Source organism: Nonomuraea sp. NPDC050790 (genome assembly GCF_044456745.1).
Classification (GTDB): Bacteria; Actinomycetota; Actinomycetes; order Streptosporangiales; family Streptosporangiaceae; genus Nonomuraea.
In genome coordinates, this window is the sequence record NZ_JBITGF010000019.1 from 100,975 (window position 1) to 120,673 (window position 19,699).

The window sequence follows — 19,699 nt, forward strand, 5'->3', positions numbered from 1 at the left end:
TGGTGATGGCATCTGAGTGAGGTCAGGAGAGCGGGCGGATGTTGTGGTTGCCCGCGAACAGGTTGGCGGGGTCGTACTGCCGCTTGACCGCCGCCAGCCGCTCGTAGGTCTCCTTCGGGTAGATCGCGGCGACGTCCTGCTCGGTCGCGGCGGCGAGGAAGTTGGCGTACGCGCCGCTGACGTGCGGCGCGAGCCGTTCCCAGATCGCGTCCAGGCCGGGACGCGCGGCCTCGACGACCGGCGTGGGCCCGCCGACGGTGGTGACGAACATCAGCTCCGCGTGGCGGTGCGCGAAGGCGGTGGCGTCGGCGGGGACGCGCGCCATCGCGCCGCCCACGCTGCGGATCGCGATGAACGGCGCGCCCTGCGCGGCACCGGCCTCGGACAGGATCCGCAGCACCTCGGGCACCGACTCCTCCTCCGCGAACGCGGCCCTGGTGACGAGCGTGAGGCCGGGAGGCGGGACCAGGCCGTCCACCAGCACGTCGGCGTAGGGCATCGGGCGGACCGTGTCGCCGACGACCGTGCCGAGCCGCCGGATCGGGTCGATCGCCGCCCCGGCGCGCTCCGGGTCGTCGCCGTCGAACGCGACGGCGATCTCGACCGGCGCGTTCGGGCCGCCCGCGGCCGGGTTGGCCAGGCTCGCGATGGTCGTCAGCTCCTCGGGGGCGTGCCGGACGTACTCCGCCCAGCCCCCCAGTACGGCTGCCGCCTGCGCCGCGGGGAAGGAGACGGCGCCGAAGAAGACCTCCGTCGTCCGGTGCGCCGCGAACTCGAAGGCGGTCACGATCCCGAAGTTGCCGCCGCCGCCGCGCAGCGCCCAGAACAGCTCCGGGTTCTCCCGCTCGCTCGCCCGCACGAGCTCGCCGTCGGCCGTGACCACCTCGGCGGCGACCAGGCTGTCCATGGCCAGGCCGTACTTCCTGACCTTCCAGCCGATGCCGCCGGTCAGCGTCAGCCCGCCGACGCCCACGCTCCTGGTGTCTCCCGAGGAGATCGCCAGGTCGTGCGGGGCCAGCGCGGCGGCGACCTCGCCCCAGGTGGCGCCGCCGCCGATCCGCACCCGGTGCCCGTCGAGGACCTCCACGCCGGCGAGCAGGCGCAGGTCGATGACGACGCCGCCGTCGTTGGTGCCGAAGCCGGCGAAGCTGTGGCCGCCGCCGCGTACCGACAGGGACAGGCCCTTGCCGGTGGCGAACCGCACCGCCTCCCGCACGTCCGCCGCGGTGGCGGGCCGCAGGACATAGGCGGGGCTGCCGGTGGCCAGCAGTGCGCGGCTGGCGGAGGCGTACTCGGCCGTGCCCGGCTCGATGATCTCCATGACATCTCCTAGGTTGGGTGCTTCGATGCCCAGAAGATGCCGGTGACCTGTGTTCTGTGACAGGGCTCCGGTGTGACGTGCGCCACTCAGCGGCTCAGGCCGGTCTCCTGCTCCATGCGCGACAGCTTCTCGGGGTTGCGGACGGCGTACACGCCGGTGATGAGGCCGCCGTCGACGCGGAGCGCGAGAACGGTGTCGATCTCGCCGTCGACCCGGGAGATCAGCGCCGGGTAGCCGTTGACCTGCGCGGGAACCATCGTCCGCCCCCCGCCGAACCGGCCCGTGCGGGACAGCAGGGCGGCCACATCCGCCGCGCCCACGACCGGTTCCAGCACGGCCTGGACGATCCCGCCGCCGTCGCCCACCAGCACCACGTCCGGCGCCAGGATGTCGAGCAGCCGCTGCAGGTCGCCCGTCTCGACCGCGCCCTGGAACGCCTTGAGCGCGTCCTGGGTCTCGGCTGGTGAGACACGTTCCCTGGGCCGGCGGGCGGCCACGTGCGAGCGTGCCCGATGGGCGATCTGGCGTACCGCCGGCTGGGTCTTGCCGACCGCCTCGGCGATCTCGGCGTAGTCGAGGTCGAACACCTCGCGCAGCACGAACACCGCCCGCTCGGTCGGCGTGAGCGTCTCCAGCACCAGCAGCATCGCCATCGAGACGCTCTCGGCCAATTCCACGTCCTCGGCCACGTCGGGCGTGGTCAGCAGCGGCTCCGGTAGCCACGACCCGACATAGGACTCCTTGCGCCGGCCGAGCGTGCGCAGCCGGGTGAGCGCCTGCCGGGTGGTGATCCGCACCAGGTACGCCCGCCGGTCCCGCACCTCGTCGAGATCGACGCCCGCCCAGCGCAGCCAGGTCTCCTGGAGGACGTCCTCGGCGTCGGCGGCCGAGCCGAGCATCTCGTAGGCCACGGTGAACAGCAGGTTGCGGTGCGTCACGAACGCCTCGGTCGCCGCCTCGCTCATCGCTGCCCCCACCTGTCGATTCTCCACGATTCCCACACGCACTAGACGCCTGCCCCCGCTGGTTTGTGACCGTGGCATTCGTCACGATTCGGTTAGGGTCGGCCAGGTGCCCCTGCTCTCCATCATCACGCCGAGCCACAACCCGGTACGCGAGCACCTCCTGGCCGCCTACGAATCCGTCAGATCGCAACGCCTGCCGGAGGGCTGGGAGGTCGAGTGGGTCATCCAGGAGGACGGCGCCACGGGCGCGGCCCTGGAGATCCTTCCCCGCGACCCCCTCATCAGGTTCGAGACCGGCCGCAGGGGCGGCGTCGCCCTGACCCGCAACCTCGCCCTCGCCCGCTCCAGAGGCGAACTGGTCAAGAACCTCGACGACGACGACGTCCTCATGCCCGGCGTGCTGACGCGCGACATCGGCGTGCTCGCGGCGGACCCGCTCGTGCGGTGGACCACCTCCCGGGTCCTGGACCTGCTCCCCGACGGTTCCACGGCCGGCTTCGACGGCGACCCGCCGGGCGGGCGGCTGGAGCCCGGGTTCGTCTACGACCACTGGCGCGCGAACGGCTACCGCCTGCCCGTACACCCCACGACGATCTGCATCAGACGCGACCTGGCGGTGGCCCTCGGCGGCTGGATGGGCATACCCGGCTCGGACGACACCGGCCTGCTGGTGCCCGCCAGCGTGATCAGCCACGGCTGGTTCCACCCCGAGGTCGGCCTGCTCTACCGCAAATGGCCGGGCCAGGAGACCGCAAGCCCCGCGCACTACGCCGCACTCGAATGGGACCTGCGAATGCGCCTGGTGGAAGAACGCGCACAAGCCGTCCGCACCCTATGGCCCCACGCCACCACCTGAAGGGACGGCGCCCGGTCAGGGGCCGGTGGTGCCGCCGTAGGTGGCGATCTTGTATTCGACGGCCGTCAGCGACAGGGTCAGCTCGCGGATCCGGCGGCGGAGGGTGTCGCGGTGTTCGAGCAGCATGTCGAGCCGCTCGGGCACGGTCTCCTCGCCCTCCTCCACCAGCGCCATGTAGTGCTGGAGGTCGCGCATCGGCATTCCGGACAGGCGCATCCGGGTGAGGAACACCAGCCGCCGCACCGCCTGCCCGTCGTACACCCGGTGTCCGTTGCCGTCGCGGGCCACCTCGACCAGCCCGGCCCGCTCGTAGTAGCGCAGCGTGTGCGGCGAGAGGTCGAGCAGGTCGGCGACCTCCACGATCGTCATCGACGCGGGCGCGCCGGCCAGGTCGGCGAGGCGGTGGATGGCCTCGACCGACGGCGGGCCGTCCTCACCGAGCGTCTCAAGGGCCCTGGTCATCAGGTCGTCGGTGGCCATGACCCCGAGCCTAGATCGGCCGGACCGATGCGGGCACACCGGGGAAGTCGGCGCCGCGCGCGATCTCGGCCCACCGTTCGACCTCGGCCAGGCCGCGCGCGTGGACGCCGGAGATGCGCTCGACCGCCTCGCGTCCGAGCGGCAGCCGTAGCGGGACCTCGTCGGCGTGCGCGAGGGAGACGATGATCTCGGCCGCGCGCACGGGGTCGCCCTCCTGGTGCCCGTCGGTCCCGGCCATGTCCGCGCGCACCCGGTCGAGCACCTCCCGGTACGTCGGCGACGCCGCGGCGAACTCCAGCACGCCGGCCCCGTTGAAGCCGGTCCTGAACCGGCTCGGCTCGACGATCATCACCCGGATCCCGAACGGCGCGACCTCTCCGGCCAGCGCCTCCGACCAGCCTTCGAGGGCGAACTTCGACGCCGAGTACGCGGACACGCCGGGGAACGACATCCGCCCGCCCTGGCTGCTCATCTGCACGATCGTCCCGGCACCCTGGGCGCGCATCGGCGGCAGCGCCGCCCGTACCAGCGCGGCGGGGCCGAACAGGTGCAGGTCCATCAGCTCGCGCAACGCCGCGTCGCCGACCTCCTCGACCGCGCCGACCACGGCCCTGCCCGCGTTGTTCACGAGCACGTCGATCCGGCCGAAGCGGTCGAGGGTGGCACGCACGAGGTCCCCGGCGGCGGCGACGTCGCGCACGTCGAAGGCTTGGACGAGCAGGTCGTCCGGGTGGCGTTCCGCGAGGTCGGCCACGCTCTCGGGCCTGCGCACCGCGGCCACGACGCGGTCGCCCGCGGCGAGCGCCGCCTCCGCCAGCGCGCGGCCGAAACCTCGGGAGGCGCCGGTGATGATCCAGTTCTGTGTCGTCATGCCGGCGACGGTATGCCTTCGAGCGCGCTCGAACGCAAACCCCTCCTTCAGTGCGCGCCCAGTTCGACCACGAGCACGCCGCCGACGATGAGCGCGATGCCGGCCGCCATGAGCCAGGTGAGCGGGTCGCGGAAGATGACCCGGCCCAGGACCGCGGTGAGCGCGACGCCGGAGGCGGCCCAGATGCCGTAGGCGACGCCGACGGACATGCCCTGCGCCAGCACGGCGCCGAGCAGCGTGAAGGCGGTGATGTAGCCGATCGCCACGGGCGCGATCCAGACCTTCTTCGTGAACCCCTCCGACGCCTTCATCGACAGGGTCGCCACGGTCTCCGCCCCGATGGCGGCGGCGAGCAGAAGCCACGTCATGTCATTCACCTCCCTCGGCATGAGCGGCATGAGCGGCCTGAGCGGCTTGAGCGGCGCGCTGCGAGCCGAGCTCGACCAGCAGCACCCCGCCGATGATCAGCACGATGCCCAGCCCGATCAGCCAGGTCAGCGCGTCCCCGAAGATGATCGCGCCGATGACGGCGGTGAGCGCGACGCCGGAGGCCGCCCAGATGCCGTAGGCGACGCCGACCGGCATCCCGGCCTTGAGCACCTGCGCCACCAGGATGAACGCCCCCAGGTAACCGAGGACCACCGCCGCCAGCCAGCCCGGGTTCTCGAACCCGTTCATCGCCCGCAGCGAGAGCGTCGCGACGACCTCCAGGGCGATCGCGACCACGAGCATGAGCCACCTGTTCACGCCTCCTCCTCTCCACCGGCGAGCGCGGCGATCCTGGCGATGATCGCCGCACGCGTCCGCGTACTGAAGCCGCCGCTGTCGCTCGCGTCGGCCAGCCACAGCCCGTCCGCGGCGAGCCTGGCCAGCGCCAGGTCCACCGACCGGGGATCGGGTACGGCCGGCGGCACTCCCAGCCAGCGCTCCTGCAGCGCCCGCCACGGCTGGAGCAGGCCGTCGTCGTGCACGGCGTCGACGAGGATCGCCAGGTCGGCCCGGCCCGTGGTCGCCCCCGTGATCACGTGACAGTAGGCCCGCACCCGCTCGGCCGCGCTCGTCTCGTCGAACGGTCTGCCCAGCTCGGTCAGCATCGCCTGATCCCAGCCCGCGATCAGGTGCTCGACCACGCCGAGCATCAACTGCTCCTTGCTCGCGAAGTGGTAGATCAGGCCGCCCTTGCTCACTCCTGCTTCCTGCGCGGCGGCGTCGAGGGTGAGGCTGCCGATGCCGCGGCGTCCGGCCACCCTCAGCGCGGCCTCGAGGATCAAGGTTCTGGAACTCGGTCGCATGCCGTAACTGTACCGACTAGTTGGTACAGTTACAACCGCGGGCGGCACAGCCCCGGGAGAGGGGGCGTGCGCTCCGATCAGGTACGGCGGGCGATGGCGGTGATCAGCGGCTGCACCAGCTTGGCGGCCAGCGGCCCGAACGCGGCCAGGATGAGCACGTAGGCCGCGGCCAGCGGCCCCAGATCGGGATGTGCCCCCGCCGCCACGGCCAGTCCGGCGATGACGATGTTGAACTCGCCGCGGGGGATCAGCGCGATGCCGGCACGGGCCTGGCCCGCCTTGGCGATCCCGGCGCGGCGGGCGGCGTACGCGCCGGTCACCAGCTTGGTCACCATGCTGACGACGGCGAGCAGGACGGCCAGCCCCGCGACGGGCAGGATGGCGCCCGGATCGGTCTGCAGGCCGAAGAAGACGAAGAACACCGCGGCGAACAGGTCACGCACCGGCGCGAGCAGCGTACGGGCCTCGTGGGCCAGTTCGCCCGACAGGGCGATGCCGACGAGGAACGCGCCCACGGCCGCCGAGACCTGGAGCTTGGTGGCGACGCCGGCGACCAGGAGCGCCAGCCCGATCACCTTGAGCAGCAGCACCTCGCTCGACGGGCTGGCGACGAACCTCTCGATGAGGCTGCCGAACTTCAGCGCGACGAGCAGGACGACGCTGACCGTGGCCAGCGCGATGCCGACGGTCACCGCGCCGCCGAGGAAGCTGACCCCGGCCAGCATCGCGGTGAGGATCGGCAGGTAGAGGGCCATGGTGAGGTCCTCGAAGACGAGCAGCGACAGGACCACCGGTGTTTCCCTGTTGCCGATCCAGCCCAGGTCGGACAGGACTTTGGCGGTGATTCCCGAGGAGGTGGCGTACGTGACGCCCGCCATCGCGACCGCCGCGACGGGACCCCAGCCGAGCAGCAGGGCGGCGGCGGCGCCGGGCGCGGCGTTGAGCACCAGGTCGACCAGGCCGGCACGGGCGTTTCCGCGCAGGGAGGTGACGAGTTCCGAGGCGTTGTACTCCAGGCCCAGCGTGAGCAGCAGGAGGATGACGCCGATCTCGGCGCCGGTGGCGATGAACTCCTCGCTGGTGGCCAGCGGGAGGATGCCGCCGGTGCCGAAGGCCAGACCGGCGATCAGGTAGAGGGGGATGGGAGAGATGCCGACCCGTACGGCTAACGCGCCGAGCACGCCCAGACCCAGGAGGATGGCGCCGAGTTCGAGGATGAGGATGGCGGTGTGGTGCACGCGGTCCCTGTTCTATCCGGTGGCGAGGATCTCGGCGACCGCCGCCGTGGACTCGGCCGTGCCGACGACGACGATGACATCGCCCGCCAGCAGGACGAAGTCGGGGGCGGGGCTGGTGATGACGCGGCCGGCGCGCACGACGGCCACGATGGAGGCGCCGGTGCGGGTGCGCACGCGGGCCTGGCCCATCTGGCGGTCGGCGTACGGGCTGGGGTCGGTGATCGGGAGTTGGACGCTGACCAGGCCCTCGACCTGTTTGTGCAACTGGTTGAGCCGCTGCACGATGCGCGGCGCCCCGAGGAGCTCGGCCAGGGCGTCGGCCTCGTCGTCGTTGAGGACGATGTCCTCGCAGGCGCTGTCGGGGTCGTCGGGGTCGTAGATGATGAGGTCGCGGCGGCCGGTGCGGTGGGAGACCACCCCGATCCTGCGTCCCGCGCGGGAGGTGAACTCGTGCCGCAGCCCGATTCCGGGCAGCGCCGTCTGCTCGATCTCCATGGGATCTCCTTTTCTTGATCGTTCGCGAGGTTTCGGGGCCGCACGATACCCGAACGGCAGGGGTCAGACGCCGGCGCGGTGGCGGCTCGGTGACAGGCCGCGTACCCGCTTGAAGGCCACGCTCAGCGCGAACGCGTTGGCGTAGCCGACGTGCCTGGCCACCGAGTCGATGGTGATGTCGGACGAGCGCAGCAGGTCGGCGGCGAGCGTGATCCGCCAGCCGGTCAGGTACGCCATCGGCGGCTCGCCGACCAGGCTGGCGAACCTGCGGGCGAAGGCGGCCCGCGACGCGCCGACCTTCTCGGCCAGGAGCGCGACCGTCCACGGCCGGGCCGGGTCGCCGTGGATCAGCTTCAGCGCCGGGCCGATCAGCGGGTCGCTCTGCGCCTGGTACCAGCCGGGCGCCTTGGCCTCCGGCCGGGCGAACCAGGCGCGCAGCGTCGCGATCAGCGCCAGGTCCAGCAGCCGGTCGAGCACCACCTGCTGGCCGGGGCCCTCGCCGTTGACCTCCTGCGCCAGCAGCTCCATGACCGGCGACGGCGTGCTCGCCCGGGGCACGAGCACGACCGCCGGCAGGGCGTTCAGCAGCCGGTCGCCGACCTCGCCGCTGACCTGATAGGTGCCGCTGGCCACGATCGCCGAGCCGTCGCGGGTGAGCCCGCTGGTGCGCGGGCCGAGCCGCAGCTCGTCGGTGACGTCGACGCCGTCCATGGTGGTCAGCCGGTTGCCGGGACACACGATGATGTCGGGCGCGGTGGCCGGGTCGTCGCCGATCGTGTACGGCGCGGGCCCCTTCACGATGGCCACGTCCCCGGTGCGCATCAGCACCGGCTCACCGCCGTCCGGCACGATCCAGGCGTGCCCGCGCAGCGCGGTGGCCAGGGCGAGCATGGCGCCGTCCGCGATCCGGAGCGACCACGGTGGTTCGAGGATCGCCTGGCAGAACGCCGCGCTGCGGGCGCGGACACCGTCGAGAAGGTCGGCGAGGGGGTCCACTCTTCCAGCGTAGACGCACAGAAATGGAGGCGAGCGTAACGAATATGGATCGTCTTTCCGCAGGCGAGTTCACTGGGTGTGAACCCAATCGACGACCTAGACGGAGGCGGTTGCGATGTACGCGATCACGGGTGTGACAGGCCATGTCGGCGGCGCGGCGGCCCGGGAACTGCTGGGCATGGGAGAGCAGGTGCGGGCGATCGTCCGCGACCCGGCGAAGGGGCGTGACTGGGCCCAGGCCGGGGCGGAGGTCGCCGTGGCCGACTTCGGCGACCGGGCGGCGCTGGCCCAGGCGATGCGCGGCTGCCGCGGCGTGTTCGTCATGCTGCCCACCGACCCTGCCGCGGCCGACCCCGACGCCCACCACCGCCGGCTGGCCGACTCGATCGCCGGGGCGGTCGAGGACGGCGGCGTGCCGTACGTGGTGATGCTGTCCTCGGTCGGCGCCGAACTGGCCGAGGGCACCGGCCCGATCCGCTGGCTGCACCACATGGAGAACCGGCTGCGCGAGACCGGCGCGCTCCTGACCACGCTGCGTTCGCCGCACTTCCAGGAGAAGGTCGAGACCGTGCTCGGCGCCGCCACGGGGGCCGGCGTCTACCCGGTCTTCGGCGACTCGGCGGACGTGCCCACGCCGATGGTCGCCACCCGCGACCTCGGCCAGGTGGCCGCGCGGGCGCTCACCTCGCCGCCCGCGCGTGGCGAGACCGTCGACGTGGACGCTCCCGGCTACACCGAGCGGCAGGTCGCGGAGGAGCTGGCGGCGGTGCTCGGCCGGGAACTCCAGGTGCTGACCATCCCGCGTCCCGGCTGGGTGCCCGCGATGGTCGAGGCGGGCCTGCCGTCGCACCTGGCCGAAGAGCTCGCCGGACTGTACGACGCCGAGCAGCGCGGCATCCTCGCACCCCGGGGCGAGCGGACCGTCACCTGCTCCACCGAGCTGGGCGAGACCCTGCGCCACGTGGTGAAGACCCTCGCCTAGGAGGATGCCGTGGCCACGATCGTGATGACCGGTGGCACGTCGGGCTTCGGCGCGCGTGCCGCCGGGCGGCTGGCACGGGCGGGCGCCCGCCTGATCCTGGGCGCCCGCACGCCCGCGGGCGCCCGTGCGTCCTCAGGTGACGCGGTCCCGCTCGACCTGGCCGAGCTCGCCTCGGTACGCGCCTTCGCCGCCTCGGTGCGCGAACGGCTGGCCGGGACCCCGGTGGACGCCCTCGTGCTCAACGCCGGCCTGATCCGCCCCGACGCCGACGGCCGGAGCGCGGACGGCTTCGAGACCACGTTCGCCGTCAACCACCTCGCCCACTACCTGCTGGCCCGCCTGCTCCTGCCGTGCCTGGCCGACGGGGCCCTCGTCGTCCTCACCACGAGCGGCACGCACGACCCCGCCACCGGCGCCGGACTCACCCCGCCCCGGCACGCCGACGCCGGCCTGCTGGCCCACCCGGATCGCGACCCTGGACGGGAGTCCCGGCCGAGGGCGGCGGGCGAGCACGCGTACACCGCCTCCAAGCTGTGCGCGGTGCTCACCGCCCGCGCGCTGTCGGAGCGGGGCCTTCGGGCGGTGGCCTACGACCCCGGGCAGGTGTTCGGGACGGGGCTGGCCAAGGATCTGGCGTACCCGCTGCGGGTGGCGTGGAAATTGCTGGGCACGCCGGTGCTGCGCTGGCCGGTGAGCAGGCTCAATCCGCACCTCAACAGCCGTGCCGCGGCCGGGGACGCGCTGGCCGACCTCGCGCTCGGGCTGACGGCGCCCCCGGGCGGACGCTCGTACGCCGCGCTGCGCAGGGGCAGGCTCACCTGGCCCGAGCCGTCGGAGCGGGCCCGCGACGGTGAGCCGGCGCGGGCGCTCTGGGACGACAGCGCCAAGCTCGCCGGGCTGGCCTGAGCCTCACTCCAGGGCGGTCCGGTAGGCGTCGAGCACGAGGCCGTGGAAATGGTGCACCGCGTGCTCGGAAAGGCCGGAGCCACCGGGGTCGTACACGATCTTGCCCTGCGTGAAGGCTGGCGTGCGCATGCCGCGCTGCACGCTCTCCACCAGGGCGATGTCCTCCACTTGCAGCACCTCGTCGATGTAGCGGATGCTGTCGCGCTCCTGCTCGTCCGGCTCGGCGGTCTCCAGGTAGAAGTCCCAGGTCTCCAGGGTGCGTTCCGGACCCGCGGGGACGATCTGCAGCACCATGAAGTTGCCCCGGCCCGGGTAGCGCAACAGGCAGGTGTTGGGCCACAGCCACCACACCGCGTGCTCGGTGACGGTCGCGCCCGACACGTCATAGGCGGAGTTGTCCGACGTGCCCGCGCGGGCCATGTGGCTGGACCAGATGCCGTGGGTCGTCACCTTGTACGTGCTCATGTCGACCAGCGACACGAAGTCCTTGTGCGCCACGTGGCAGTGGTAGCACTCCAGGAAGTTGTCGACGACGTTCTTCCAGTTGGAGGCGATGTCGTAGGTGAGGCGGCGGGCGAGGGTCAGCTTGGCCACGTCCGGCGCCCGCGCCGCGATCTCCGCCGCCAGATCCCCGGCCTGCTCGGCGAGCGGGGCAGCGGCGGGGTCGAGGTTGACGTAGACCATGCCGCCGAACTCGGCGACCTGGACCGGGTCCAGGCGTACCGTGGCGGGGTCGAAGCCGGGCATGTCACCGGTGTTGCGGGCGCGGCGCAACCGGCCGGTCAGGTCGAAGTTCCAGGCGTGGTACGGGCAGACGATGCTACGGCCGACGCCGCAGCCGGACAGCAGTTCGTGGGCCCGGTGCTTGCAGACGTTGTAGAAGGCGCGCAGGGTGCCGGACTCGTCCCTGACGGCGACGATCGGCATGCCCGCCACGGTGCCTGTCACGTAGCTTCCCGGGCGGCGCAGTTTCTCCACGTGGCAGAGCCACTGCCAGGTGCGGGCGAAGACGGCTCGCTGGTCTACTTCGTACCAGGTGGGGTGGGTGTAGGCGTCGGCGTGCAGGGACATCGACAGGGCGGGATCGGGGTGGTAACCGGCGGAGATGTGGTCGAAGGTGGGGATCATCCGGCCTCCTGGTCAGGTTTCCACTCCCTCCATTCTTCACCCGGCCCCGCCCACCGATCCCGGGTCGTTCAGGGGCTGGTCATCGGACGCCCCGGCCGGGGTTCGCGGGGGGCCGGAGGTGCGATCAGGCCGCGCGAAGCGCGCCAAGGGTGGAAGCACGTGCCGTGGGGGTCCGTCGTGTGGGGGATCCGGGGCCGGAAAGATCGCTCCGTGGCGGGACGCCCGGGAGGGGGTGTGCTGCCTAGCCTGCCCGCCATGGAATCCGAATGGACCAGGTTCAGGAAGCGCCGATGGCTGGTGGCGGGGATGGTGGTGGCGGCGCTGGTTCCGGTGCTGGTGGGGATCATGATCGCTGCCACCTCCCGGGCCACCTGCGGCAACCAGGCAGGGGAGGAGCCGTGCCCGGGGCCCGTTCTGGGGCCCGGCGGGCTGGCCGTGGAGGACAAGTTCTACTTCGTTCACCAGTCGCTGCGTGGCGACGGGAGCATCACCGCCCGGGTCAGCTCCATGACGGGGCGGATCAAGGAGCCGCCGCCGCCCGGCACCGGCGGGGGGCCGCCGCCCGTTCCAGGGCTGGTGCCGTGGGCCAAGGCGGGGCTCATGGTCAAGGACGGGGTCCGGCGCGGGTCCCGGTACGCGGCGATCATGGTGACCGCCGAGCACGGGGTGCGTATGCAGCACGACTTCACCGAGGACGTCGCGGGCTCGTCCGGGGCGTTTCCTCGCTGGCTACGGCTGACGCGTACCGGAGACACGCTCGTCGGCCACGAGTCGGCCGACGGCAAGGCGTGGACGGAGGTGGGCAGGGCCGAGCTCAAGGGGTTGCCCGGGACAGTGGAGATCGGGCTGTTCGCCGCCTCGCCCGGGGCGCTGACGATGGCCGGAGGCGGGCCCGAGTCGCGGTTCTCCGAAGCCACCGCCGTGTTCGACAAGGTCAGCCCCAAGGACGGCACGTGGCGGACCGACGACATCGGCGTCACGATGGAGCCCGACGGCGTCACCCCCCACCACCCAGGCGCCTTCTCGCGCTCCGGCGACACGTTCACGGTCACCGGGGTCGGCGACATCGCGCCCAGCTCCGACTTGCAGCCCGTCGAACGGACGCTGATCGGCGCGTACGCGGGCCTGATCCTGGTGGTCATCGTGGCGGTCGCCTTCGTGACGGCCGACCCCGGACGCCTCTGGCCCAAGGCGGGGGTGGTCGGCGTGCTCGGCTTTGTCGCCGGGGTGGTGCCCGCCGCGGTCGTCGTGCCGGTCAGCCTGTGGATGCTGCCCGCCAACGGCATCCATCCGCTGCCCGCGGAGCCGCTGACGTACGCGCGGGTGATCGTGGGCACCGGCCTGCTGTCGGCCGCCGTCGCGGTGCTGTCGCTGGGAGTCGGCGCGCTGCTCAGGCGTACCGCCGTGGCCGTCGTCGCGGTGCTGTCGCTGGTCTTCCTCCCGTACGCGCTGGCGCTGGCGGGCGTGGGGGAGTGGCTGCTGGCGGTCACTCCGGCCGCGGGCTTCGCGATCCAGCAGAGCGCCCGCAGGTACGACCAGGTGGACGGCTTCTACACCGCGATGACCGGCTACTTCCCGCTGGCGCCGTGGGCGGGGTTCGCGGTGCTGTGCGCGTACGCCGCACTCGGCCTCGCGCTCGCGAAACGCCGCCTGCCCTAGAAGGGCTCGCCGTCCTGAGCGGCCAGGTCGCCATCCTGAGCAGCCAGTACGGCGTCGCCGTTCCGCTCAGCCCAGCGGCTCAGCACGCTGACCGGTTCGAGCGCGGAGCGCCCCAGCTCGGTGAGCTCGTACTCCACCCGAGGCGGCACCTCCGCGAACGCCTCGCGCCGCACCAGGCCGTGATGCTGGAGCCTGCGCAGCGTCTGGGTGAGCATCTTGTTGCTGATCCCGCCGATCAGGGCCTTGAGCTCGCCGTGACGGCGGGGGCCGTTGCCGAGGGCGTAGACGGTCACGACCGCCCACTTGTCGCTGAGGATCTCCACGGCGAGCCGCGCCGGACAGTCGGCCAGGAAGACGTCACCCGGCCGGTCGAAGGTACTCATGGTGCGTAAGGTACCCAACGGTTCCTATCGGTTCCCTAGCGTGGTCGTCATCCCCGACCCCGAACCGAGGAGCCTCCATGCGCGTGCTCGCCGCCAGAAAGCACGGCGGCCCCGAGCGGCTTCATCCCCTCGACCTGCCCGACCCCGCGCTGGGCCCGGGACAGGTCCGCGTGGACGTCGCCGCCATCGGGCTGAACTTCGCCGAACTCGTCCAGCTCTCCGGAGACTTCCAACTGCCCGCGCCGGACCCGCTCGTACCCGGCTTCGAGCTGTCCGGAACCGTCACCGAGGTGGCGCCCGACGTCGCCGGGACGGCCCCCGGCCAGCGGGTCATGGCCCTGGTGAGCTGGGGCGCCTACACCGACCGGCTGGTCGTGGACGCCGCCCACGTGCTGCCCGTCCCCCCTGCCATGGACGACCTGACCGCCGCCTGCTTCCCCGTCGCCTACGCCACCGCGTACCTCTCACTGCTCCACAGAGGCCGCTTGACCAGGGGCGAGACAGTCGTGATCACCGGCGCCACCGGCAACGTCGGGCGGGCCGCGCTGCAGGTCGCCCGCGCTGCGGGCGCGCGGACCGTCGCCGTCGACCGCTCCGGCACGCTGCCACAGGACGCCGCCGACCACATCCTGCCACCCACCGACCTCGCCCGATCGATGGCCGAGCTGACCGCCGGTCGTGGTGCCGACCTGGCCCTGGACCTGGTCGGCGGCCCACTCACCACACACCTGCTCAACGCCCTGGCCTGGGAAGGACGGCTCGTCACCGCCGGTTTCGCGGGAGGCTCGATCCCGGAGGTCAGCCTCCTCGACGTGCTCGTCAGGAACATCGCCGTCATCGGCGAAGACCTCGCCGGATACGCCGCCCACGACATCGCCACCGCCGTCGCGGCCCTGGAACGGTGCCTGACCTGGTACCGCGAGGGCTCGGTGTCGCCGCGCACGCCGTTCCGCCACCCGCTCGCCGCTCTCCCGGCCGCCCTCGCATCCATAGCCGAGGGTACGGCAGGCGGCAAGCTCGCCATCGACCTCAGCGCCTAAGGAGAACCTCGGACAATGCTCAAAACCCTGGGCACGATCGCCCTCACCCTGGCCACCCTCACGACCGAACCCGCCACGGCGACGGCGGAGTACCCGACCTCGATCTCCCTGCCGGACGGCTTCCGTCCCGAGGGCATCGCCATCGGCTCCGGCCCGTTCGCCTTCGTCAGCTCGATGGCCGACGGTTCCATCTACCGGGCGGACCTGCGTACCGGACGTGGAAAGGTCTTCAGCCGCGGCCCCGGCACGCCGTCGCTCGGCATGACCATCGACAGGCACGGCCGGTTGTTCGTCGCGGGTGGCACCGGCGGCGACGCGCGGGTCCTCGACTCGCGCACCGGCCGGGTCCTGGCCTCCTACCGGCTGACCAGCGGCAAGGCGTTCGTCAACGACGTCGCCATCATCAACGGGGCGGCCTGGTTCACCGACTCCACCAACCCGGTGCTCTACAAGCTGCCGCTGCGCGGTGACCGGCTGCCCGCCAAGGTGGAGCGGATCCGGCTCACCGGCGACCTGAAGTACCGCGCCGGTTTCAACGCCAACGGCATCACTCCCGCTCCGGACGGCAGGGGCCTGCTCGTCGTGCAATCCAATACCGGCCGGTTGTTCCGGGTCGGCTGGTCCGGAGCCAGCCGGCGCGTGAACTTGCACGGCGAGTCCCTCCGGGAGGGTGACGGCATGTTGCTGCGCGGCCGGACGTTGTTCGCGGTGCAGAACCGGCTCAACGCCGTGGCCGTTCTCCCGCTCAACGCGTCGGGGACCGAGGGGCGCGTTGTCCGCCGGGTGAGCGACCGGCGCTTCGATGTTCCGGCGACCGTCGCCGCCTTCCGGTCCCGGCTGTACCTGCCCAATGCGCGCTTCTCCACTGAGCCGACGCCGCGTACGCCGTACCGTGCGATCGCGATCCCGCGGCCCGAGCCGCGATGACGGCCGTGGCGCATTAGCCTGTGGGGCGTGGAGGACGTGCTGAGGAGTCCCTGGGGCGTGTGGGGATTCGAGACTGATTCCTTGCGATCGCGGATGTGGCTGAGCGCTTTCTGGTCGCCGCGCCGCCGGTGCCGCGTAGCTTCAAGGCCTGGGACGGCGCCGCGACGTTCGACGGGGAGGACCGAAACCCCTCGGTTCCCGCCACATTGCCGCCGAGATCACCGACCTGATCGCCAAACTAGGCGAACTCCGCGACGCCGGGCTGCTGTCTCCCGAGGAGTTCCAGGCCAAGAAGGCCGAACTGCTGTCCCGGATGTAGGCCTCACGCCGGATGGGGGGTCTCCGGGGTGGCGGTTGCTCGCCGGTGAGGGGCGGTCGTCTACTCGGACGGGTTGTGGCGGGCGTAGATGGTGAGGGCGGTGGTGGTGAGGACCGCGACGGTGGCGACCCAGCGCCAGTAGACGCTCGTCGCCTCAGCCGGTACGGCTTCGCCGGGCGTCCTCGGGGTGCCCAGGGCGGTGACGTGGGCCTCGGTCACCCGGCCGGCGATGGTCTCGTGCGTGGCCTGGCGTTCGTCGCCGGCCTGCACAGGGTCCTTGCCCGCGCGGATCGGGATGTTGCCCGAGCACAGGGTCGTGGACAGGTTCACACCGGGGATGCGCCCGTCCGATCCGGCGAACACGAGGTAGCGCGTGCCCTGCTCGAACACGTACCCGCACGCGGGGCTGTCGGTGTCCGCGCCGACCTGGTACTCGGTGGCGGCTGTGCCCTTGTAGGCGTGGTCGGTGCGGAAGGTGTACACCTTCTGGGCGTTGGGCGGGCCCTTGACGGTCTTGACCGACACCACCGTGCCGGTGAACACCGCCGCCGCGTGCTTCACGGCCTCCGCCGGGGTCAACTCCGCGCACGTACAGGCGCAGGCGGCGGTGGTCGTGCTCACCAGCATGGCCGCCGCGAGGGCGGTGACCACGAGCAGTCGCAGCATCATGCCCTGACAACGTCCCACGCCCCCACACCGGTTCATCCGGTCAGCCCCTGGAAGGTCAACCTCTGGAAGATCAGCCTGTGGGTGGTCGGCCTGTGGGTGGTCGGCCTCTGGAAGATCAGCCTGTGGGTGGTCGGCTTCTGGGTGGTCGGCCTGATGTTCCTGCTCCCCAGGAAGGCGCTCGCCGAGCCGGAGGACTGACCGCGCGCGGATGTGCGTCCTTTTACCTGGTACGGCGGGGCGCGGGGGCCGATCATCTGGCCGGTGGGAGAGCTGCTGAGCAATCGCCCGCTGTTCGCGAGCCGGGACCTGGACGAGGTCCGCGAGCAGGTGGGGCGGATCTTCTGTCCGCATCGGCTGGACGTGGCCGGTGGTCCTGAGCCGCTGTCGGCCCGTTTCAACTCCGTCCAGGTCGGCCGGCTACGGCTGAGCTACCTCGACTACGGCGCGGACGTCCGCATCGAGCCGGGCGACCTGGACTCCTTCTACCTGGTCCAGATCCCGCTGGCGGGCAGCAGCCTGATCAGGTGCGGCGAGCAGGAGGTCGTCTCGACCCGGGCCATGGCCTCGCTGCCCTCGCCGACGCGCCATCTCGACATGCGCTGGGGGGCGGGCTGCCCGCAGCTCATCGTCAAGTTCGACCGCCCGATGGTGGAACGGGCGATGGAACGGCTGCTCGGCGACCCGCTGGACCGGCCGATCGTCTTCGACCTCGGCCTGGACCTCACCACGGGCTGGGCGCGGTCGTGGCGGGCGATGGCCGACCTGATCGTGCGCGAGTCCGCGCACGACGACGGGCTGCTCGCGCAGCCCCTGGCGGTCGCGCACCTGGAGGACGCCCTGCTCACCTTGCTGCTGACCCGCCAGCCGTCCAACTATCTCGACCGCTTGAGCGCGCCGCGCCCGCCCGCGCTCCCCAAGGTGGTACGGCAGGCGGTGGAGTTCATCGAGTCCCACGCCCACCTGCCGCTGACCACCCAGGACATCGCCCGTTCGGTGGCCGTCAGCGACCGTTCGCTGCAGGAGGGCTTCCGCGCCCACCTGGGACTGAGCCCGATGGCCGTGCTGCGCAACGTCCGGCTGGCGCGGGTGCACGAGGAACTGCGCGCCGGCGACCCGGCCCGCTGCACGGTGACCGGAGTGGCCGCACGCTGGGGATTCCTGCACCAGGGCCGCTTCGCCGCCGCCTACCGCCGCGCGTACGGCCAGGCGCCCTCCCACACGCTGCGCCACGGCTGAGCCGAGGTCTGCGGCAGGTGGACGGGATCCGCGCTCAGCGGATGGCCGCGGGGCGGGGCGTGATCGTACCTTCGCAGTGTTCCCAGTTCAACGAGGAGGTTCTCATGCGCAGCGTCCTGATCGTCGGCGCCGGGCAGTCCGGGTTACACCTGGCGCTCGGCCTGCTGAAGAACGGCTACGAGGTCACGGTGGTGACCGGTCGTACCCCCGAGGAGATGCGGTCCGGCGGCGTCACGTCCAGCCAGGCCATGTTCGGCACCGCGCTGGCCTGCGAGCGGGCGATCGGCCTGGACGGCTGGCCGGACTGCCCGCCGATCGAGGGCATCCACCTCAGCGTGCCCGGCCCCGACGGCGGCAGGGCGATCGACTGGGCGGCCCGGCTGGACACCCCGGCGCGCTCGGTCGACCAGCGGCTGAAGATGCCCGCCTGGCTGGAGGAGGTGGACCGGCTCGGCGGCAAGGTGGTGGTGCACGAGGCCACCCCCGCCGACCTGGAGGAGTACGCCGCCCGGCACGACCTGGTCCTGGTCGCCACCGGCAAGGGCCGGCTGGGCTCCCTGTTCGGGAGGGACGCGGCGCGCTCGCCGTACGACAGCCCGCAGCGCGCCCTGGCCCTCACCTACGTGCACGGACTGCGGCCGCGGCCGGAGCACTCCGCGGTCTGCTTCAACCTGGTGCCGGGCGTGGGGGAGTACTTCGTCTTCCCTGCGCTGACGTTGAGCGGGCCCTGCGAGATCATGGTGTTCGAGGGCGTGCCCGGCGGGCCCATGGACTGCTGGGGAGAGGTACGCACCCCGGCCGAGCACCTGGCCATGAGCCGGCGGATCCTGGAGACGTTCCTGCCGTGGGAGGCCGAGCGGGCCTCCGGCGTGGAGCTGACCGACGCGAAGGGCGTGCTGACCGGGCGCTTCAGCCCTACGGTGCGCAGGCCGGTCGCCGTGCTGCCCTCGGGCGCCGCCGTCCTCGGGGTCGCCGACGTTCTCGTGCTCAACGACCCGATCACCGGCCAGGGCGCCAACAACGCCGCCAAGTGCGCGGCCGCCTACCTGGAGGCGATCCTCGCCCACGGCGAGCGGCCCTTCACCCCCGAATGGATGACCGACGCCTTCGAGCGGTACTGGTCCCAGGCCGGCCACGCCACCGCCTGGACCAACGCGCTGCTCGCGCCCCCGCCGCCGCACGTGCTGGAGATCCTGGGCGCCGCCGGAACGCTGCCCGAGGTCGCCGCCCGGTTCGTCAACGGCTTCGACGACCCGGCCGACTACGCCGAGTGGTTCATGGACCCGGCCAAGGCCCGCGCCTACCTCGACGACGTACGGCGGGCCGCCGCATGAGAGCGCTCCGCGAGGCGCTGGGCCAGTTCGCGACCGGAGTGGCGGTGATCACGACCGTCACTCCGGAGGGGGAGCGCGCGGGCGTCACCGTCAACTCCTTCACCTCGGTCTCGCTCGACCCGCCGCTGGTGCTGTGGTGCCTGGCCGACCGCGCGCCCAGTGCGCGGGTGTTCCTGCGGGCGGGCCGCTTCGCCGTCAACGTGCTCGCCGCCGGGCAGGACGACCTGTCCCGGCGGTTCTCGACCCCCGCACGGGACAAGTTCGACGGGGTGGCGCTGCTGCCGACGCCCTCGGGGCTGCCGGTGCTGGCGGGGGCGTTGGCCGGGTTCGCCTGCCGTACGGTGCGGACCTATGACGGCGGCGACCACCGGATCTTCGTCGGCCAGGTCGAGCACTACGAGCGGACGGCGGGCGAGCCGCTGGTCTTCCACTCCGGGCGGTACCGCGAACTCTATGCTCATGCGCGGCATAACGATTCTTTGGTGGTATGACGAACCTTCTTGCAATGGAGCTGTGAAAGGCGCAGATAGCGTCTTTCTCATGACCTCGTGCAGAGTGCTGGCCGTGGTACTGGCCGGTGGACAGGGAAAGCGCCTACTCCC

Annotated in this window: 23 protein-coding genes; 10 read left to right on the forward strand and 13 right to left on the reverse strand. The window is 72.1% G+C overall.

What is annotated here, in order from left to right:
• Positions 1 to 22: 22 nt before the first annotated feature.
• Together ACIBEJ_RS51180 and ACIBEJ_RS51185 are read right to left on the reverse strand one after the other, a co-directional pair.
• A complete protein-coding gene (locus ACIBEJ_RS51180) occupies positions 23 to 1,321 on the reverse strand; it encodes an FAD-binding oxidoreductase (RefSeq protein ID WP_397190331.1) in 1,299 nt (432 codons plus the stop codon).
• Positions 1,322 to 1,407: 86 nt separating this feature from the next.
• On the reverse strand, positions 1,408 to 2,286 hold the full coding sequence (locus tag ACIBEJ_RS51185) for an RNA polymerase sigma-70 factor (RefSeq protein WP_397190332.1): 879 nt from the start codon (positions 2,284 to 2,286) through the stop codon (positions 1,408 to 1,410).
• Positions 2,287 to 2,392: 106 nt separating this feature from the next.
• Here ACIBEJ_RS51185 and ACIBEJ_RS51190 point away from each other — a divergent pair, with 106 nt between their 5' ends.
• Positions 2,393 to 3,142 carry a glycosyltransferase family 2 protein gene (locus ACIBEJ_RS51190; RefSeq protein WP_397190333.1) on the forward strand — a complete coding sequence of 250 codons (750 nt, stop codon included), beginning with the start codon at positions 2,393 to 2,395 and terminating at the stop codon, positions 3,140 to 3,142.
• 15 nt (positions 3,143 to 3,157) lie between these two features.
• Here ACIBEJ_RS51190 and ACIBEJ_RS51195 read toward each other — a convergent pair whose 3' ends face one another.
• From ACIBEJ_RS51195 to ACIBEJ_RS51230, 8 genes are all read right to left on the reverse strand, one after another.
• Positions 3,158 to 3,622, reverse strand: coding sequence for a MerR family transcriptional regulator (locus tag ACIBEJ_RS51195; RefSeq protein WP_397190334.1), 465 nt, complete (start codon positions 3,620 to 3,622; stop codon positions 3,158 to 3,160).
• A 10-nt stretch (positions 3,623 to 3,632) separates the two neighbouring features.
• Positions 3,633 to 4,493, reverse strand: a complete 861-nt coding sequence (locus tag ACIBEJ_RS51200; RefSeq protein WP_397190335.1) for an SDR family NAD(P)-dependent oxidoreductase — start codon at positions 4,491 to 4,493, stop codon at positions 3,633 to 3,635.
• A 47-nt stretch (positions 4,494 to 4,540) separates the two neighbouring features.
• Positions 4,541 to 4,861, reverse strand: a complete 321-nt coding sequence (locus tag ACIBEJ_RS51205; RefSeq protein ID WP_397190336.1) for a DMT family transporter — start codon at positions 4,859 to 4,861, stop codon at positions 4,541 to 4,543.
• Between the two features lies 1 nt (position 4,862).
• On the reverse strand, positions 4,863 to 5,225 hold the full coding sequence (locus tag ACIBEJ_RS51210; protein ID WP_397190353.1) for a DMT family transporter: 363 nt from the start codon (positions 5,223 to 5,225) through the stop codon (positions 4,863 to 4,865).
• Between the two features lie 11 nt (positions 5,226 to 5,236).
• Positions 5,237 to 5,785 carry a TetR/AcrR family transcriptional regulator gene (locus tag ACIBEJ_RS51215; protein ID WP_397190337.1) on the reverse strand — a complete coding sequence of 183 codons (549 nt, stop codon included), beginning with the start codon at positions 5,783 to 5,785 and terminating at the stop codon, positions 5,237 to 5,239.
• A 77-nt stretch (positions 5,786 to 5,862) separates the two neighbouring features.
• The gene (locus ACIBEJ_RS51220) at positions 5,863 to 7,023 is read right to left on the reverse strand and encodes a cation:proton antiporter (RefSeq protein WP_397190338.1); all 1,161 of its coding nucleotides are present in this window, start codon (positions 7,021 to 7,023) and stop codon (positions 5,863 to 5,865) included.
• Between the two features lie 12 nt (positions 7,024 to 7,035).
• Positions 7,036 to 7,518: a cation:proton antiporter regulatory subunit gene (locus ACIBEJ_RS51225; RefSeq protein ID WP_397190339.1), complete on the reverse strand. Its 483-nt coding sequence runs from the start codon at positions 7,516 to 7,518 to the stop codon at positions 7,036 to 7,038.
• Positions 7,519 to 7,581: 63 nt separating this feature from the next.
• Positions 7,582 to 8,514: an AraC family transcriptional regulator gene (locus tag ACIBEJ_RS51230; protein WP_397190340.1), complete on the reverse strand. Its 933-nt coding sequence runs from the start codon at positions 8,512 to 8,514 to the stop codon at positions 7,582 to 7,584.
• Positions 8,515 to 8,629: 115 nt separating this feature from the next.
• Between ACIBEJ_RS51230 and ACIBEJ_RS51235 the strand changes: the two genes are divergently transcribed.
• Together ACIBEJ_RS51235 and ACIBEJ_RS51240 are read left to right on the forward strand one after the other, a co-directional pair.
• Positions 8,630 to 9,496 carry an NAD(P)H-binding protein gene (locus ACIBEJ_RS51235; protein WP_397190341.1) on the forward strand — a complete coding sequence of 289 codons (867 nt, stop codon included), beginning with the start codon at positions 8,630 to 8,632 and terminating at the stop codon, positions 9,494 to 9,496.
• A 9-nt stretch (positions 9,497 to 9,505) separates the two neighbouring features.
• Positions 9,506 to 10,402 (forward strand): SDR family NAD(P)-dependent oxidoreductase, encoded by an 897-nt coding sequence (locus tag ACIBEJ_RS51240; protein ID WP_397190342.1) that lies wholly within the window; start codon positions 9,506 to 9,508, stop codon positions 10,400 to 10,402.
• 3 nt (positions 10,403 to 10,405) lie between these two features.
• On the opposite strand, the gene ACIBEJ_RS51245 is transcribed toward ACIBEJ_RS51240, so the two are convergent.
• Positions 10,406 to 11,530 carry an SRPBCC family protein gene (locus ACIBEJ_RS51245; protein ID WP_397190343.1) on the reverse strand — a complete coding sequence of 375 codons (1,125 nt, stop codon included), beginning with the start codon at positions 11,528 to 11,530 and terminating at the stop codon, positions 10,406 to 10,408.
• A gap of 255 nt (positions 11,531 to 11,785) precedes the next feature.
• Here ACIBEJ_RS51245 and ACIBEJ_RS51250 point away from each other — a divergent pair, with 255 nt between their 5' ends.
• Positions 11,786 to 13,189 carry a hypothetical protein gene (locus tag ACIBEJ_RS51250; RefSeq protein ID WP_397190344.1) on the forward strand — a complete coding sequence of 468 codons (1,404 nt, stop codon included), beginning with the start codon at positions 11,786 to 11,788 and terminating at the stop codon, positions 13,187 to 13,189.
• Here the strand turns inward: ACIBEJ_RS51250 and ACIBEJ_RS51255 are convergent.
• The gene (locus ACIBEJ_RS51255; protein ID WP_397190345.1) at positions 13,186 to 13,572 is read right to left on the reverse strand and encodes a winged helix-turn-helix transcriptional regulator; all 387 of its coding nucleotides are present in this window, start codon (positions 13,570 to 13,572) and stop codon (positions 13,186 to 13,188) included. The genes ACIBEJ_RS51250 and ACIBEJ_RS51255 overlap by 4 nt on opposite strands.
• 77 nt (positions 13,573 to 13,649) lie before the next feature.
• Here ACIBEJ_RS51255 and ACIBEJ_RS51260 point away from each other — a divergent pair, with 77 nt between their 5' ends.
• The 3 genes from ACIBEJ_RS51260 to ACIBEJ_RS51270 all read left to right on the forward strand — a co-directional run bounded on the left by ACIBEJ_RS51260 (position 13,650) and on the right by ACIBEJ_RS51270 (position 15,858).
• Positions 13,650 to 14,612, forward strand: coding sequence for an NADPH:quinone oxidoreductase family protein (locus ACIBEJ_RS51260; RefSeq protein WP_397190346.1), 963 nt, complete (start codon positions 13,650 to 13,652; stop codon positions 14,610 to 14,612).
• A gap of 15 nt (positions 14,613 to 14,627) precedes the next feature.
• Entirely contained in the window at positions 14,628 to 15,539 is a 912-nt protein-coding gene (locus tag ACIBEJ_RS51265; protein WP_397190347.1) for an SMP-30/gluconolactonase/LRE family protein, read from the forward strand.
• 229 nt (positions 15,540 to 15,768) lie between these two features.
• Positions 15,769 to 15,858 (forward strand): SHOCT domain-containing protein, encoded by a 90-nt coding sequence (locus tag ACIBEJ_RS51270; protein WP_397190354.1) that lies wholly within the window; start codon positions 15,769 to 15,771, stop codon positions 15,856 to 15,858.
• A 60-nt stretch (positions 15,859 to 15,918) separates the two neighbouring features.
• On the opposite strand, the gene ACIBEJ_RS51275 is transcribed toward ACIBEJ_RS51270, so the two are convergent.
• Positions 15,919 to 16,527, reverse strand: a complete 609-nt coding sequence (locus ACIBEJ_RS51275; RefSeq protein WP_397190348.1) for a hypothetical protein — start codon at positions 16,525 to 16,527, stop codon at positions 15,919 to 15,921.
• A gap of 261 nt (positions 16,528 to 16,788) precedes the next feature.
• Here ACIBEJ_RS51275 and ACIBEJ_RS51280 point away from each other — a divergent pair, with 261 nt between their 5' ends.
• From ACIBEJ_RS51280 to ACIBEJ_RS51290, 3 genes are all read left to right on the forward strand, one after another.
• Positions 16,789 to 17,763 (forward strand): AraC family transcriptional regulator, encoded by a 975-nt coding sequence (locus ACIBEJ_RS51280; RefSeq protein WP_397190349.1) that lies wholly within the window; start codon positions 16,789 to 16,791, stop codon positions 17,761 to 17,763.
• A gap of 104 nt (positions 17,764 to 17,867) precedes the next feature.
• On the forward strand, positions 17,868 to 19,097 hold the full coding sequence (locus tag ACIBEJ_RS51285) for a styrene monooxygenase/indole monooxygenase family protein (RefSeq protein WP_397190350.1): 1,230 nt from the start codon (positions 17,868 to 17,870) through the stop codon (positions 19,095 to 19,097).
• Complete coding sequence (locus ACIBEJ_RS51290) at positions 19,094 to 19,588, forward strand: flavin reductase family protein (RefSeq protein ID WP_397190351.1); 495 nt, start codon at positions 19,094 to 19,096, stop codon at positions 19,586 to 19,588. Before ACIBEJ_RS51285 ends, ACIBEJ_RS51290 begins: the two co-directional genes overlap by 4 nt.
• Positions 19,589 to 19,699 lie beyond the last annotated feature (111 nt).

Coding starts and splice junctions, on each gene's coding strand:
- ACIBEJ_RS51215 (WP_397190337.1), bottom strand. CDS start 5,785: ATGCGACCGAGTTCCAGAACCTTGATCCTCGAGGCCGCGCTGAGGGTG.
- ACIBEJ_RS51245 (WP_397190343.1), bottom strand. CDS start 11,530: ATGATCCCCACCTTCGACCACATCTCCGCCGGTTACCACCCCGATCCC.
- ACIBEJ_RS51225 (WP_397190339.1), bottom strand. CDS start 7,518: ATGGAGATCGAGCAGACGGCGCTGCCCGGAATCGGGCTGCGGCACGAG.
- ACIBEJ_RS51210 (WP_397190353.1), bottom strand. CDS start 5,225: ATGCTCGTGGTCGCGATCGCCCTGGAGGTCGTCGCGACGCTCTCGCTG.
- ACIBEJ_RS51235 (WP_397190341.1), top strand. CDS start 8,630: ATGTACGCGATCACGGGTGTGACAGGCCATGTCGGCGGCGCGGCGGCC.
- ACIBEJ_RS51205 (WP_397190336.1), bottom strand. CDS start 4,861: ATGACGTGGCTTCTGCTCGCCGCCGCCATCGGGGCGGAGACCGTGGCG.
- ACIBEJ_RS51200 (WP_397190335.1), bottom strand. CDS start 4,493: ATGACGACACAGAACTGGATCATCACCGGCGCCTCCCGAGGTTTCGGC.
- ACIBEJ_RS51285 (WP_397190350.1), top strand. CDS start 17,868: ATGCGCAGCGTCCTGATCGTCGGCGCCGGGCAGTCCGGGTTACACCTG.
- ACIBEJ_RS51275 (WP_397190348.1), bottom strand. CDS start 16,527: ATGATGCTGCGACTGCTCGTGGTCACCGCCCTCGCGGCGGCCATGCTG.
- ACIBEJ_RS51180 (WP_397190331.1), bottom strand. CDS start 1,321: ATGGAGATCATCGAGCCGGGCACGGCCGAGTACGCCTCCGCCAGCCGC.
- ACIBEJ_RS51290 (WP_397190351.1), top strand. CDS start 19,094: ATGAGAGCGCTCCGCGAGGCGCTGGGCCAGTTCGCGACCGGAGTGGCG.
- ACIBEJ_RS51260 (WP_397190346.1), top strand. CDS start 13,650: ATGCGCGTGCTCGCCGCCAGAAAGCACGGCGGCCCCGAGCGGCTTCAT.
- ACIBEJ_RS51250 (WP_397190344.1), top strand. CDS start 11,786: ATGGAATCCGAATGGACCAGGTTCAGGAAGCGCCGATGGCTGGTGGCG.
- ACIBEJ_RS51265 (WP_397190347.1), top strand. CDS start 14,628: ATGCTCAAAACCCTGGGCACGATCGCCCTCACCCTGGCCACCCTCACG.
- ACIBEJ_RS51255 (WP_397190345.1), bottom strand. CDS start 13,572: ATGAGTACCTTCGACCGGCCGGGTGACGTCTTCCTGGCCGACTGTCCG.
- ACIBEJ_RS51195 (WP_397190334.1), bottom strand. CDS start 3,622: ATGGCCACCGACGACCTGATGACCAGGGCCCTTGAGACGCTCGGTGAG.
- ACIBEJ_RS51185 (WP_397190332.1), bottom strand. CDS start 2,286: ATGAGCGAGGCGGCGACCGAGGCGTTCGTGACGCACCGCAACCTGCTG.